Genomic DNA, 14,196 nt, shown 5'->3' on the forward strand with positions numbered 1-14,196 from the left:
ATTTTCTATGCAAAAAAATTTCCAACCATTAAAAATATCTATTCTTAAAATTTCAGATACACGTACAGAGGAAACTGACACTGCCGGGCAAATGTTAAAGGAAATGATTGTAAATGACGGTCATATTTTTGTAGAAAAGCGTATTGTTGCCGACTGCAAATACAAAATCCGCGCCGCTATCTCTACATGGGCTGCAGAAGAAAACGTTCAGGTGGCTTTAACTACAGGAGGAACAGGACTTACTGGACGAGACTGTACTCCTGAAGCAATAACTCTTCTTTTCGATAAAGAAATTATTGGCTTTGGTGAAATTTTTCGCGTAAAGTCGTTCGAGCATATTGGAATGTCAACTATACAATCGCGCGCAGTGGCAGGTATTATTAACGGCATGTATGTTTTTTGCTTGCCTGGTTCAAAAGGAGCTTGTAAAGATGGATGGAATTTAATTCGCCAACAGTTAGACCCTCGTCTTACCCATTGCAATTTAGTTGATTTGATTCCTAGATTAAAGGAAAAATAGAGCAAATGTGAACAAGAATAAAAAAAACTTGCACAGATCTATTTTGTCTATTATAATAGTAGAGTTACAAACATTTATTGACTGGCTACCTAGTCTTCGGACGATCTCTGCGTGGTTTCGGCCACATAGCCATTGGTATCCAATGGGGAAGGGAAAGGTTTCTCTAAGATATATACTCACTATACCCTATACTTTTTCTCTGCGCGCGCGCGGTAACCTCTGGGTGCCACACTGCGGTACTCCACCAAAACAGGTGGTGGAAAGCATATGTTGAGATGTAAGAATAACAAGGGTTCCAGGGGGACATTAGACACCTTTAGTACTTTAGGAGGTATTTTAGTGTAGTGGGGAAGTCTCAGAACTTTATTGCGCAGTCATAAATAAAGCTTCCAAATATTTAAATATTTGGAAGCTTTTGTTTTAGGGGTACAGAAAAATAAAATTTGTACTCTTATCAGGATTCCCTGTTTGAGCATGTTTATATTCACTTTATGATAAACCTAGCAATTCTCTAAAATTTGAATATAAATATGATTACTACACCTAAAAAATTTTAGGGAGCATTATATAGGGACATACCCTAACATTTCCCCCTATTCAACACTTATTAGAAGTAAAATAATTATCTTGCATGAGTATATTTTATGTTCTATAATTTAAAATTCTTTAGGAAATTAGGGAAATTACTTAAAATAGCCTTGTAAAACCTAAGCTACAAAGGCACATTTTAGTACTTTAGGAAAGTAGATTCTATGGCGGTTGAAATTCGTTGTCCAGAATGTAGTTCTGTTTTTTCTGTTGAAGATGCTTTTCCTGGTAGTAGAGCATCTTGTCCTAGTTGTCAAACAATACTAATTCTCGATGTAGAAAAGCAAAGACTTTCTCGAAAAAGTATTGTTCCTCCAGTTCCGGGACCAAAAATATCGAAACCTGAGAATGAAAATAGCCTAAAACAATTGGCGATTGGTCATTTATCTAACTGGCTAGATATTCCGGTAAGCAAAATTAGTGAAGCTTTGAGTAGCTTAGCTAAAGGGGAAGGATATAACGATTGGAAGATTCCGAAAGGAAACGAATATTGTTTCCGCGAAATATCCGCACCTATTCAAATATTAAAAGATATCCAAAGAAGAGTTCTCGATAGACTTTTATATCGCATACCTGTTTCAAATGCGGCTCATGGCTTTATCAATGGTCGATCCATTGTAACAAATGCCTCGCATCATTTGCAAACTGCAGAAAGTATCCTTAATGTAGATTTAAAAGATGCTTTTCCTTCGGTAAAAAAAGAACGAGTAAAACACTTGTTCGTGAGGTATATCAAGATACCACTTAAACATTTAGGGGAACAAGTCGATCACAGTGTTTTAAACAAAGTGGTTGAAATCCTAGTGGAGTTAACAACTCATAATGGTGGACTACCTCAAGGTGGACCTTGTTCAGGATATTTGCTAAACGTTGCATGTATAACTCTTGACAAGTCTATATATCGTTTATTGCAAACGAATAGCACGCAACATATACAATATCGTTACACAAGATACGCTGATGATATTACTATATCTGCAAATGCTCCTATTAGCGATGCATTAAAAAGTGAAATTCAAAAAGCAATATTAAACAGCGGTTATCAGATAAATCCGAAAAAAATCCATTATGCCGAGAGAAAAAGAGGACAAAAGCTGGAAGTTACTGGTCTAATCATAGAAAAAAACAAAGTACGCATACCAGCGAATCGTTTGGATAACTTCAGAGCGAATATTCACCAAGCAAGTCTTATGAATACTGCAGATCTAACACCTGAGAAGAAACTAGAAATACAAAGTATTATAGCATTTGCCAAGATGGTTTATGGTAAAGTACCTCATCGTTTATGGGGGCCTTACAATACTTATCTTGAAAAGCATAGTTTAACGCATCCTTTCGGAAGAAAAGGTTTACAGTGGGATCAATATCCCAACTAATAATATATTATTTTTATAGAGGTACTAATACTATGGCAATGACGCCAAAAGATAAAAATAATGTTGTCGAAAAATATCGCAAACATGAAACAGATAGCGGTTCAGCGGAAGTTCAAATAGCAATATTTACTAAACGCATAGAAGAATTGACACAACATCTAAAAAAACATCGCAAAGATTACGCTACACGAAGAGGACTACTCATGTTGGTAGGTCAAAGAACTTCTCTTCTACGTTATTTAAAAAAGAAAGACGTAGGTCGTTATCAAGCTATTATAAAAGATTTAGGTATACGTAAATAATTTAGGATACCTTATTCTATTTAAGAATCAGTTACAAACTTTAGTAGCCAATATAATTTTATAACTGATTCTAAAAGCAAAGCTCTTATGTTTTTTTTATAGTAAGAGTTTTGCTTTTCCTTTTTTACTATTTTATTATTTTTAGGAAGCGAACCTCAAGTGAGTTTTATCGTAGAAAAAGAAATTGCAGGAAAAACGTTAAAAATTGAGACCGGTAAGATGGCGCGCCTAGCTGCAGGAGCAGTAACCATTCAATATGGTGATACTATTGTCCTTGCAACAGTTGCGACAAAAGAATTAAGCGCAAGCCGAGGTTTTTTGCCGTTATTGGTTGAATATAAAGAAAAAAGCGCGTCTGTAGGAAAAATTCCTGGTGGTTTTTATAAAAGAGAAGGAAGACCTACCACAAAAGAAATTCTTACCATGAGGTTAGTGGATCGCTCAATACGTCCTTTGTTTCACAAGAGCTTCTGTTCTGAAATTCAAGTGATTATACTTGTTCTTTCTGCCGACCAAGAAAATGATCCGGATGTTCTAGCAATGATCGGAGCTTCTTCCGCAATTGCTGTTGCTGGATTGCCTTTTTGTGGTCCTGTTGGTTCTGTACGTGTCGGGCGAATAAATGGTGAGTTTGTTTTAAATCCTACTCTCGAACAATTAGAAACAAGTGATATTAATCTTGTTGTCTCAGGAACATATGACGCAATCAACATGGTCGAAGCTGGTGCAAATGAAGTTGACGAAAGTGTTATGACCCAAGCAATACTGTGGGCCCACGAGCAAATTCGAACTATCATTGAAATGCAAAAAGAGCTTATGCGTAAATGCAACGTTTCTTTTCCGGAAGAAATAGCAGAAGAAGTTTGCGTAGAGCAAGAAAATTTTTACAAAACTTTGCAAAACAAATACTCTTCTCAAATTGAAAAAAACGTACAAATTCATAAAAAACACGATCGTTCCTTGGCCCAAAAAGAGCACTTTTCACAAATAAAGCTAGATTTGATTGGCGAAGAGGTTAGTGAAGAAAACGAAGAAAAAGAAACTTTTTTGAAAAATGCTTTTCAAAAATTGACAAAAGAGATTGTACGTAAATTAATAACACGAGGAAAAAGAGTCGATGGACGCGGCCTCAAAGATATTCGTAACATTACAAGCGAAGTAGGGTTAATACCTCGGACACATGGCTCATCGCTTTTTACCAGAGGAGAAACGCAATCTTTGGTAAATGTGACACTGGGAACTTCGAGTGATAAGCAAGTAATTGATGGTCTTCATCCCGAGTATCACAAGCGCTTTATCCTCCATTACAACTTTCCACCGTTTTGTGTTGGCGAGGTTGGTTTTATGCGCGGCCCTGGACGACGAGAGATTGGGCACGGAGCATTAGCCGAAAGAGCACTTGAAGCAGTAATGCCAGACAATGAACGCTTTCCTTACACTGTTCGTCTAGTTTCCGATATACTTGAATCTAACGGATCTAGTTCAATGGCAAGTGTTTGTGGTGGTACCCTATCAATGATGGACGCAGGTGTTCCAATTAAAAAACCTGTTGGTGGAATTGCGATGGGACTTGTAAAAGAAGGTAACAATTTTTACATTCTCTCAGACATCCTTGGTCTCGAAGATCACTTAGGAGATATGGATTTTAAAGTCGCAGGTACACAACGTGGAATCACTGCTTTACAAATGGATATCAAAATCACAGGTATCAATCGTCAAATATTAGAGCAAGCTCTTAGTCAGGCACGCGAAGGTCGTATGCATATTTTACGCGAAATGATGAAAGCTATTAGTCGTCCGCGTAAGGAAATTTCTAAATACGCTCCTCGAGTTGTACGATTAAAAATAGACCCAGAAAAAATTGCTCTAGTTATAGGTCCTGGTGGTAAGAACATTCGTAGCATTCAAGACACAACAGGTGCAAAAGTAGATGTTGAAAACGATGGAGTTATTACCGTTTATTGTCCTAAAAAAGATGGGGCTTTAAAAGCAAAAGAAATGATTGAGACATTGACGGAAGATCTTAAAGTTGGTAAAATCTACGAAGGTAAGGTTACCTCTATAAAAGATTTTGGAGCATTTGTAGAAATAGCTCCTGGCCTCGAAGGGCTTGTCCATGTTTCTGAACTAGAAAATTCGTTTGTTCAAAATGTCAACGATAGCGTAAAAGTTGGTGATAAAATATCAGTAAAAGTTTTAGCTATTGATGATCAAAATCGCGTAAAGTTAAGTAAACGCGCTGTTGAAGGCCCAACATCTTCTGAAGAAAACAAAAGCGAAGAAGACAAAGGTGCGGAAACGATTGTTGTAGAGAATTCTAGTAATGAAGACAATAGTGAACCACCAAGAAGACAAAACAACCATCGAAATCATAAGAAACATTACAATAGACATAAAAGAAATCGTCATCACAAAAAATAATTTTGTATGATTTGATGTTTGGTACTTTTAGGATGTTGCTATGCCAACTGTAAAAGAATTAAGTTTAGAAAACTTGCAGTGGAGTTTACAGCTAGCGAAAAAAGTATTGTATTCGTATATTAAATACAAAAAAATCCTAAAAGTACCTTTCGAAGAAATTCCTCCTCGGTTTTTAGAACATCAAGCTTGTTTTGTTACTTACAAAAAACAACAACGGTTAAGAGGTTGTATTGGTAGCATTTTTCCAACATGCCCTTTACACGAAGAAATTACAAAACAAGCTATTCACGCCGCAGCAGAAGACCCCCGTTTTCCTCCTATTCAAGATTCTGAATTAACACAAATATCTACAGAATTAACTATTTTATCTATTCCTTTTTCTATCAAAACTCCAAAAGAATTTATTATTGGAGAACATGGTATTATCCTGAGAAAAAACGGTTACAGTGCCGTATTTCTTCCTCAGGTCGCTTTAGAACAGGATTGGGATACCGAAGAAACACTCATTAACCTTTCTTTAAAAGCAGGTTTATCTAAAAACGCCTGGAAAGAATCAGATACTCGTTTCGAAGTTTTCATAGCTCAAAAAATCTCAGAAGAAAAATAACTTTATGGACAGAGATCATCAAATTGAAAAATTTTTCTGGTACCTAAATAAACTAAAGTACTACAATCTTATTGATGTGGTATTAAAAAAAGCGATTATTGTGAGTATTTTGTCGTTGTTTATTATATTTTTTTATCCATATCTTTGCTTTGTGCTTTTCGTTATATTTTTTTTACCTAAGTATTGCGATTCTACTCAACATTTAGCAAAAAATTATGATTATCGTTACTATTGTAATGAAAGTATTTGTAGCGCGTATCATATAATCATCGAATCAAACACAAATCCCTTCTCTAATCAAATTATCTCACACGCACAATTAGAATTGGATAAAAATTTTCCTCAAGAAAAACTGAGATTTCGCAAGCTATTTTTGCAAAAGATATTAAGTCTTTGTTTTGTCGTACTTATTATTTCTATATTACTTACGCCACACACAAGGAGTAATACAACTCGAGAACAAAAGAAACTTCTTGCCATTTCAGCAAAGAACATGATGAAAATAGCAAAAAACATAGAACAAGCAAGTGATAAAGAGGCTTCTTTTTTAAAATCTTTGGCAAAATCGTGGCTAAATTCTAATACCAAAAAGCAGGACATTGCAAAAAGCACTAAAAACTTGAAAAAGAGAAAACAAAAGATAGACCAAACAATACGTTCTATGAAAAAGACAGTAATATCCATCGAAAAAGATTTATCAAATTGGCAACAGAAAGATAAACTGTTGTCTAAAACTTCTGATGAAACTTCGCCAGAGGTTTATGAAAAAATAAAGAATTTCTTGCAGGAAGGCAGTCCTCTAAAAGCACTACAAGCATACAAAAACTGGTTACGCATATTAGAAAAACAAAGTAGTGCTATTCAAAAAGCTACTCATTTAGCTGGCAAATTGAATGATAAGCTTCAAGGAAAAAGCGTAACAAGATCGTTTCTAAACGGCGATCCTTTTGAAATTGATGAACCACAAAAAAAATTGGTCCTCACAAAATCATCTAAAAATGCGTTTTCCACCATGCAGGGGTGGGAAAAAATTGAATACCCAAGTAAATATAATGCTGTAGTACATTCCTATTTGAACGAAAGACTTAAAAATGAAGAAAAATGAAGCTATCATTGTTCGTAATCGTGGAGGAAAGATTTTAGAAGTAAAAATTATTTGCCATGAGAATACTTCCAAAAATACAAAATTCTCTACAGACAATGTTGTGGACGGTGCTATGGAAACGAAACTAATTCCAAACAAATTAAGTGATTTTGTCTCTTGGGTAAATAAAAACGGACGGAAAAAAGAACTAGAAAAATTGATTCATTATATCGCAAAATAAGAAACGTAGTTTTACTTGGATAAAACAATTGCCAACAAATTACGACCAAATTGTACTTTCGCTTACAGTAATTTTTTAGGAAAAACAAAATGAAAAAAGCTATGTCTTTTATTATCTTATGTTCATTAAGCCTTTGTTTTAGCGATGATTGGCCTAAGTGGCGAGGAGAAGCTAGCACGGGAGTTTCTCAAGAGAAAAATATACTTACTTCGTGGCCTAAAGCAGGTTTAAAAACTTTGTGGAAAGCTTCACTTGGATCTGGGTATTCAGGTATATCAGTTGCAAATGGACGTGTATTCACTTTATACGGAGATAGCGACTATGAAAATGCTGTTGCTTTGGATGCTAAAACCGGAAAAGTACTATGGAAAAAACGCTTAGGTTATCTATTCAAAAATTATTTTGGGGACGGTCCGCGCTCCACACCAACAGTTGACGGTAATAAAGTATATGTGATTAGTTCTAATGGCGATTTACAATGTTTGTCGACAAAAAATGGTCGTAAATATTGGGGAATGAATGTATTAAAGAAATTTATTGCTAAAAATATCGATTGGGGAATGTCTGGTTCACCTTTTATTGTAAATGATCTTTTACTTTATAATCCAGGTGGTAAAAAGGGATCAATAATTGCCTTGGACAAGAATACGGGAAAGCTTAAGTGGACATCTGGCAATTTTCCTGCTGGTTATTCCACTCCCATCACAGCTACGATAGGAGGTATATTTCAAGTAATTATGTTCACAGGAGATCATATCGTAGGATTTCTTCCGCAAAACGGAAAAATAATATGGAAAAGTAAATGGGTAACAGATTACAATGTCAACGCTGCTACTCCTATTTTTCATAATAACCACGTTTTTATTTCATCAGGCTACCGTTCGGGCTCCGCTTTGATTAAACTAACTGTAAATGATGGTAAGATTAGTGCTCGAAAATTGTGGACAACAAAGAAAATGAAAAACCATTTTTCTTCATCTATTTTACATAATAACCACATATATGGTTTCCACCAAACTCGCCTAAAGTGTATGGATTTTCAAACAGGTTCAAATAAATGGACGCAAAGTGGTTTTCAAAAAGGCTCTCTTGTCGGCGTAAATAATCACATGATTATTCTTGGTGAAAAAGGTGGCTTAGCTATTGCTGAACTTATTCCTGGTAGTTATAAACAAAAAGGGTTTATGCCGCTATTTAAAGGAACAAAATGTTGGACAGTTCCTACAATTGCAAATGGGCAACTTTATGTTCGTAATGAGTCGCAAATGGTTTGCTTGGACGTGAGTAAGTAATGCGTATATTTTTATGTTTTCTTCTATTTTTAATTTGTATTCATTCAGAGGACTGGCCATGTTGGCGTGGAGCTAATGGCGATGGTATTGCTAAAGTTAGTGATCATCCCATTACTTGGCCAGTACAAGGTCCTAAAGAGAAGTGGCGTATTCCTTTGGGAACAGGCTATTCATGTTTATCTGTATATAAAAATGTCATCTATACATTATTTGGTGATGACGAATTTGAATATTGTATTGCACTTAATGCCAAAGATGGTAGTGAGATATGGCGAAAAAAGATTGGCTATCTTTTTCGCCAAGGAAGTGAAGGTGGTCCGCAGTCTACACCAACTGTTCACGAAGATAAAGTTTATGTTTTGAGTGGATATGGAGATTTGTGGTGCTTAAACATCAAGAACGGACGAAGTGTATGGAATTATAATATTATAAACAAATTTGGTAGTGAGGTACAACTTTGGGGAACTTGTTCATCACTTCTTATTTACAAAGATAAACTTTATTTTCACGTAGCAAATCATGCAATTGTTGCTATATCAAAAAATGATGGCAAAATTGTTTGGGAAAGCGGCCAAGAATCAAGCTCTTACTCAACACCAATTATTGTAAAAGACAAACAACCGCAAGTGATTTTCCTAACAGGCAGTTCTTGTATTGGTATATCACCAGATAATGGTCATACTTTATGGCGTTATCCCTTAGAACGCGAGATAGAAAGCAATGCTTCTGCTCCTATATATCATAAAAATTTTGTTTTTTTCTGCGCTGACTCTCACCGAGGAAGTACTCTACTTAAATTAGAACCACAACAAGGTTATCAAGTACAAAAAGTATGGAAGAGTAAAGTAAGAAATCGCTTTAGTAGTTCTATTTTATGGAAAGGACATCTTTATGGCTGTGGTGGTCAATTTTTAGTTTGTGTTGATTTTACTACGGGAAAAATCAAATGGAAAAAACGTGGTTTTCATAACGGAATGATCACTGGTTTATCAAATGGTGATGCTATTGTCCTAGGTGAAAAGGGCAATTTATCTTTAATTGAGCTAAATAGTAAAAAGTATATTAACAAAGGTACGTGCTTTCCTTTTCCAGGTAGTCGATGCCGCGCAACGCCCACTGTAGTCGACGATTCTATTTTTTTACGCAATCGTGAAGAAATTATTTGTTTAAATTTGCGAGACGATTCATGAAAAAAACACCGACACGTACATATGTTTTATTTGCGGTATTGCTATGTGTTATATCTTCCTATATCTATTTTTTTGTGTATGGAGAGTTTGCTAAAAACGATCTGTTTTATTCGCACATAAGAAGTCGCCCACATAAGTATATTTTAAGCGAAATAAGTTTTCAAGTACAGGATACTAAAGCCTTCTATAACAATGAGGAATTAAAAGCTTGTAATATCTCAATGCGCCAAGTGATAGCTAAAAATGACAAAACATCTCCCGAAACACTTGCGATGTTAGCCAAAGATGAAGATATTTTTGTTAAACGTAATGTTGCATCAAACCCTTCGTCAACAAGTAATATCTTGAGTATTTTAGCTGATGATAAAGATGTTTTCGTGCGCAGACTGGTTGTCAGACATCCTTCTGTTTTGTTAAATGATTTGTATAAGATAGCAAAATCTCGTCGCGATTCACGTATTTACTGGGAAATTGCTCGTAGTACTAAATTTGATGAAAACATATGGAAACTATGGCAACATGAGTTATCTGAACCGACAATGCATAGTATTGCCAACAATAAATCATGTCCACCTACTATATTGGATCAATTATCAGAAAAAGATAGTATTGTCGTGCGTTTGAGTGTTGTGCAAAATAGTAATACATCAAGAAAAACATTACAAAAAATGACTTCAGATACACATATGCAAATAGCAGATATTGCTAAAAGGCGATTAAAGGAGCAACAATGAACCACCACTTCCACACTACCAAAAGAGTTGAATTTTCCGACACAGATATGGTAGGAATTGTGCATTTTAGTAATTATTTTAGGTATATGGAGGTTGCAGAGCACGAATTTTTTCGCTCGCTGGATTTATCGGTAATGATGCCTGATGGAGAAAACATCATTTCTTGGCCAAGAGTTTCTTGTTCATTTGAATACAAAAAGCCGATCAAATTTGAAGATACTATCGATATATATATTGATATTCAACATATTGGAACTAAATCTTTAAAATATAAGGCTTCAATAGAGAAAAATGGACAGCAAATGGCTATAGGTTATTCAACTATTGTATGCTGTTCTTATAGCCAACAAACTGGACTCCAAAGTATTGAAATTCCACAACGTTTTCGAGAATGTTTTCCAAAGTGAGGTGAGACCTATGCTGGTTTATTTAGAAGATACCCAGAAGAAAAAGCATTTAATTGAAGAAGAGAATTTTAACATTGGTCGCGATGGTAGTCGTTGTCAGCTTAAACTTCCTGACAACCGTTTATATTCTGCTCTGCAAGCAACAATTGTTGTGCAAGAAGACATACCAATGCTCGAAAAATATATTTTAGTAGATCGTAGTAGTAATAAAAATACGTATGTCAATGGTAAACGAATAGATAAAAAGATACTTAAACACGGAGATCGTATTTCTTTTTCTGAACAACAAAAGTTTTTTGTCACTTTTAAACTAAATACTAGTGCACCGACCTTAGTGCCTAAGGATGAAGGATACGTCAAACCTAAATTAGAAGAAAAGCAACAAGATCTACTCGCAACAATTAAAGAGCAAAAAACAAGTCCAGTTGGAGATGTTGCAGAGATAGGGGACAAAGAAATAGAAGATCTTCGCAATTTTATGCAAAAAAGTATGTTAGAAAGAAACGATAAAGCACAGAGTTTAATAGAAACCAATGATGAAATTTCCATATCAAATATGGAAGCAAATGTTGTTTCAACTGAAATAAACAGTGAAATTGCTGCTCAAAAAGCGAATAAAGTTTCAAATCCTGGCGAAGAAACAGAAGTTGATTTGAAATCAGATAAGATAAGTAATCTTCGCGAAGCTTACGAACAAATGGTTGTAAAAAAACCTAATACAACTACAAATCCCAACGCTAACAGATGTAAAAAGTTAGATACAAAGACAAGCGCGAATACAAACGCTGAAAAAATAACGCATAAAATGGAACTAGTTTCTGTTTTGGATGGTTCGCGATTTCCTATAGAAGGCGGAATGATTATCTGCGGTAGCTCTCCAAAAGCCAACATTTGTTTTCCTAATGATCCATCTATAGTGGAAAAGAATTTTAAGCTTATTAAAGGCGAAGGTAGTTTGATTATTAACCCTCTTGATAATGAAAATGTTATTGTTAATGGATGTATCTTACGTGAATCACAGAAATTAAAATCGAAAGATATTATTCGAGTTGGGCGCCAAATATTATATTTTCTATGTGGAAATAAAAAGCATCGCCATACACTCTCACAATCAATTCTACAAACGAAGAACAAAGTTAAAAACTTCTATACTTTACAAAATGCAGCTAACGACATTCATTTTGGAAACTTAGATGTAAAAATAAGTACAAAGTTTTGCGATAAAGAAAACATCCTATATTGCGTAACTAAAAACAAAGAACATGTATTTGTCTTTATTGGTGACCTCATTTCCACAAATATTGGCTTTGCTCTTGTTGTGCAAGAATTAAGAGGAGCTTTTTCGGCATTAACAGAACTTACAGATGATTTGATGGTTATTGCACGTGGTTTTGACAGAATACTTAATAAGTACAAAGATTATAGTTGCGAAGGCAATGTACCACTTGTTTGTAAGGGACTTTTATTAAAATTAAGCGATGAAAAACTTTCTTGGTTAAACTGTGGAAGCTATTTATCTCCTATATATATAGATAATGGAGAAAATATAGCCAAAGAACTATCTTGCGATGATAGTCGAGTAAGTTTACTAGGACATCTATTTGACGAAGAAATAGTTTCCGAGTCCTGTTGTAATTTTGATAGAGAGTCCGCTCTTATTATACAACCCGATTGTATTCCAACAAAAGGTGCTCCTAAAATTATGATAAAGTTAAAAGATGTTAGTGATTTACTATCTAAAATGAAAAATCCTTCTGCCGAGAATGCCGCGAAACGTTTACTATCATCAAACGTAACAAGTTTAATTGTTATTCAACGTAAAATAAGTGAATTAAAATGTTTACAATGCAAAAATGTTTTTCCTTCTAACTATGTTTTTTGTCCTTATGATTCAACAAAGTTAGTGTAAATTATGATAGGAAAAGTAGATAAATACGAAATATTAGAAGAGTTATTTATTGGAAGTGATACTTTTGTACTGAAATGTCGCCGCCAAAAAGAATACGCAATGAAATTACTTATTTTGAACCAAACAAGTAAACAGATGGTTGACCGTTTCAAACGCGAAATGAAAATAACGGCAACAATAAATCATGCTAATATTATTCGTGGCGGTGACGATTGTGGTTTAGGGCAGTGGCGTCAAAAGCAATGTTTTTATTATCTTATGGAATATGTAAATGGCCCTTCATTAAGAGCTCTAATGGAAGAAGGATTTCAATTTAGCCAAATAGATGTTTTATTTATTGCTCTTGAAACACTAAAAGGACTTACATTTTTAAAAAACAAAAATATTGTTCATCGCGATATAAAACCTTCTAATATTCTTATTGATCACCGCTGCGAAGTAAAAATAGCTGATTTAGGTCTTGCAAAAATAGTAGAACATCTCGATAGTCATACGCAAATAACTATGGGACCAACAATATTAGGAACACCTTACTACTTAGCGCCCGAAAGAACTTTTCATAGCGATATCGACTACTCAGGAGATATATATAGTCTTGGGGCTACATTGTATGAAATGTTAACTGGGTTTCCTCCTTTTCGCGATTACTTAGATGATTCCCCTTCTCTGAGTGATTATATTGATATTCTAGATAAACATAGTTCACCAACACCAGTCAAGAAAATCAATTCCCAAATACCATCAAACATATCAAAAATAGTAGATAGTATGCTGCACAGAGATAAAAAACGTCGGCCGTCCCACGAAAAACTTACAAGCTCTATATCAAAAATAATACAATTACATCCGCGGTATCCAACTGATGAACTTCTCGAAACGGTACATCGTATTGTTGCAAAAAATAACAGCAAGCAAATAAATCAAGCAGTCAAAGCAAACTCTGAAAACGCAAACCCCAACAACACTGTACCTAATAAAGTAAACCTTGGAGATGCAAACTCTCCTAGCGCAGCAAATGTCAGCTCGGTCAATCGAGTTGCTCGCGAAAATGTATCGCAGTTATTACATTTTGAGTTCTTAAAAGATACATTTATTACTTTGCAAAGGTACCGTAATATACTTTATTCTTTGCGAGTGAAGGAAAAACTCCCGCGAGAAAAGATAATCTCTATACTTAAAGTATTTCGCGACTATACTGCTTCCCAAAGAGATATGGATATTTTTCGTTTTGTTGCAGCATTTAGTTCTCTTTTTGGGCAAGACAAAATTATCACAAGTGTATTAGGGCAAAAAATATCTATTGATTTAGATTTTATTGAAAAAATGACCAATGGCTTTATTCGTAATGTCAATTTAGGGGCAAATGAAGCCTCTATAAAAAAGTTAGTATATTCACATCAGAATAAACAATACACTTACATTCATGCTTTAAACGATATGCTCAAGCAAAATATAATAACCAAAGCAAATGTTCGAGGAGCGCTTATGCGTTTTGTAGTTGAAAATGAGTTATATAGATAGGAAT

General features: G+C 34.8%; 13 protein-coding genes. All 13 read left to right on the forward strand.

What is annotated here, in order from left to right:
• The first annotated feature begins 7 nt into the window (after positions 1-7).
• The 13 genes from UABHE_RS28810 (at position 8) to UABHE_RS28870 (ending at position 14,192) form a co-directional block, all read left to right on the forward strand.
• Positions 8-520, forward strand: coding sequence for a molybdenum cofactor synthesis domain-containing protein (locus tag UABHE_RS28810; RefSeq protein ID WP_372366796.1), 513 nt, complete (start codon positions 8-10; stop codon positions 518-520).
• A 752-nt stretch (positions 521-1,272) separates the two neighbouring features.
• Entirely contained in the window at positions 1,273-2,484 is a 1,212-nt protein-coding gene (locus UABHE_RS28815; protein ID WP_372366798.1) for a reverse transcriptase domain-containing protein, read from the forward strand.
• Positions 2,485-2,516: 32 nt separating this feature from the next.
• Positions 2,517-2,786: a 30S ribosomal protein S15 gene (gene rpsO, locus UABHE_RS28820; RefSeq protein ID WP_372366799.1), complete on the forward strand. Its 270-nt coding sequence runs from the start codon at positions 2,517-2,519 to the stop codon at positions 2,784-2,786.
• Positions 2,787-2,945: 159 nt separating this feature from the next.
• Positions 2,946-5,207, forward strand: coding sequence for a polyribonucleotide nucleotidyltransferase (gene pnp, locus UABHE_RS28825; protein ID WP_372366800.1), 2,262 nt, complete (start codon positions 2,946-2,948; stop codon positions 5,205-5,207).
• A gap of 40 nt (positions 5,208-5,247) precedes the next feature.
• Entirely contained in the window at positions 5,248-5,814 is a 567-nt protein-coding gene (amrA, locus tag UABHE_RS28830; RefSeq protein WP_372366801.1) for an AmmeMemoRadiSam system protein A, read from the forward strand.
• Positions 5,815-5,818: 4 nt separating this feature from the next.
• Positions 5,819-6,919 (forward strand): hypothetical protein, encoded by a 1,101-nt coding sequence (locus UABHE_RS28835; protein ID WP_372366802.1) that lies wholly within the window; start codon positions 5,819-5,821, stop codon positions 6,917-6,919.
• On the forward strand, positions 6,906-7,139 hold the full coding sequence (locus tag UABHE_RS28840) for a hypothetical protein (protein WP_372366803.1): 234 nt from the start codon (positions 6,906-6,908) through the stop codon (positions 7,137-7,139). Before UABHE_RS28835 ends, UABHE_RS28840 begins: the two co-directional genes overlap by 14 nt.
• Before the next feature lie 89 nt (positions 7,140-7,228).
• Complete coding sequence (locus UABHE_RS28845; protein ID WP_372366804.1) at positions 7,229-8,431, forward strand: PQQ-binding-like beta-propeller repeat protein; 1,203 nt, start codon at positions 7,229-7,231, stop codon at positions 8,429-8,431.
• Positions 8,431-9,621 (forward strand): PQQ-binding-like beta-propeller repeat protein, encoded by a 1,191-nt coding sequence (locus UABHE_RS28850; protein WP_372366805.1) that lies wholly within the window; start codon positions 8,431-8,433, stop codon positions 9,619-9,621. Before UABHE_RS28845 ends, UABHE_RS28850 begins: the two co-directional genes overlap by 1 nt.
• Positions 9,618-10,355, forward strand: coding sequence for a hypothetical protein (locus UABHE_RS28855; RefSeq protein WP_372366806.1), 738 nt, complete (start codon positions 9,618-9,620; stop codon positions 10,353-10,355). Before UABHE_RS28850 ends, UABHE_RS28855 begins: the two co-directional genes overlap by 4 nt.
• Positions 10,352-10,762 (forward strand): acyl-CoA thioesterase, encoded by a 411-nt coding sequence (locus UABHE_RS28860; RefSeq protein WP_372366807.1) that lies wholly within the window; start codon positions 10,352-10,354, stop codon positions 10,760-10,762. Before UABHE_RS28855 ends, UABHE_RS28860 begins: the two co-directional genes overlap by 4 nt.
• Positions 10,763-10,772: 10 nt before the next feature.
• Positions 10,773-12,671 (forward strand): FHA domain-containing protein, encoded by a 1,899-nt coding sequence (locus UABHE_RS28865; RefSeq protein WP_372366808.1) that lies wholly within the window; start codon positions 10,773-10,775, stop codon positions 12,669-12,671.
• Between the two features lie 3 nt (positions 12,672-12,674).
• Entirely contained in the window at positions 12,675-14,192 is a 1,518-nt protein-coding gene (locus UABHE_RS28870) for a serine/threonine protein kinase (RefSeq protein ID WP_372366809.1), read from the forward strand.
• Positions 14,193-14,196: the final 4 nt, after the last annotated feature.

The sequence above is a fragment of the Candidatus Uabimicrobium helgolandensis genome, from assembly GCF_041508025.1.
Classification (GTDB): Bacteria; Planctomycetota; Uabimicrobiia; order Uabimicrobiales; family Uabimicrobiaceae; genus Uabimicrobium; species Uabimicrobium helgolandensis.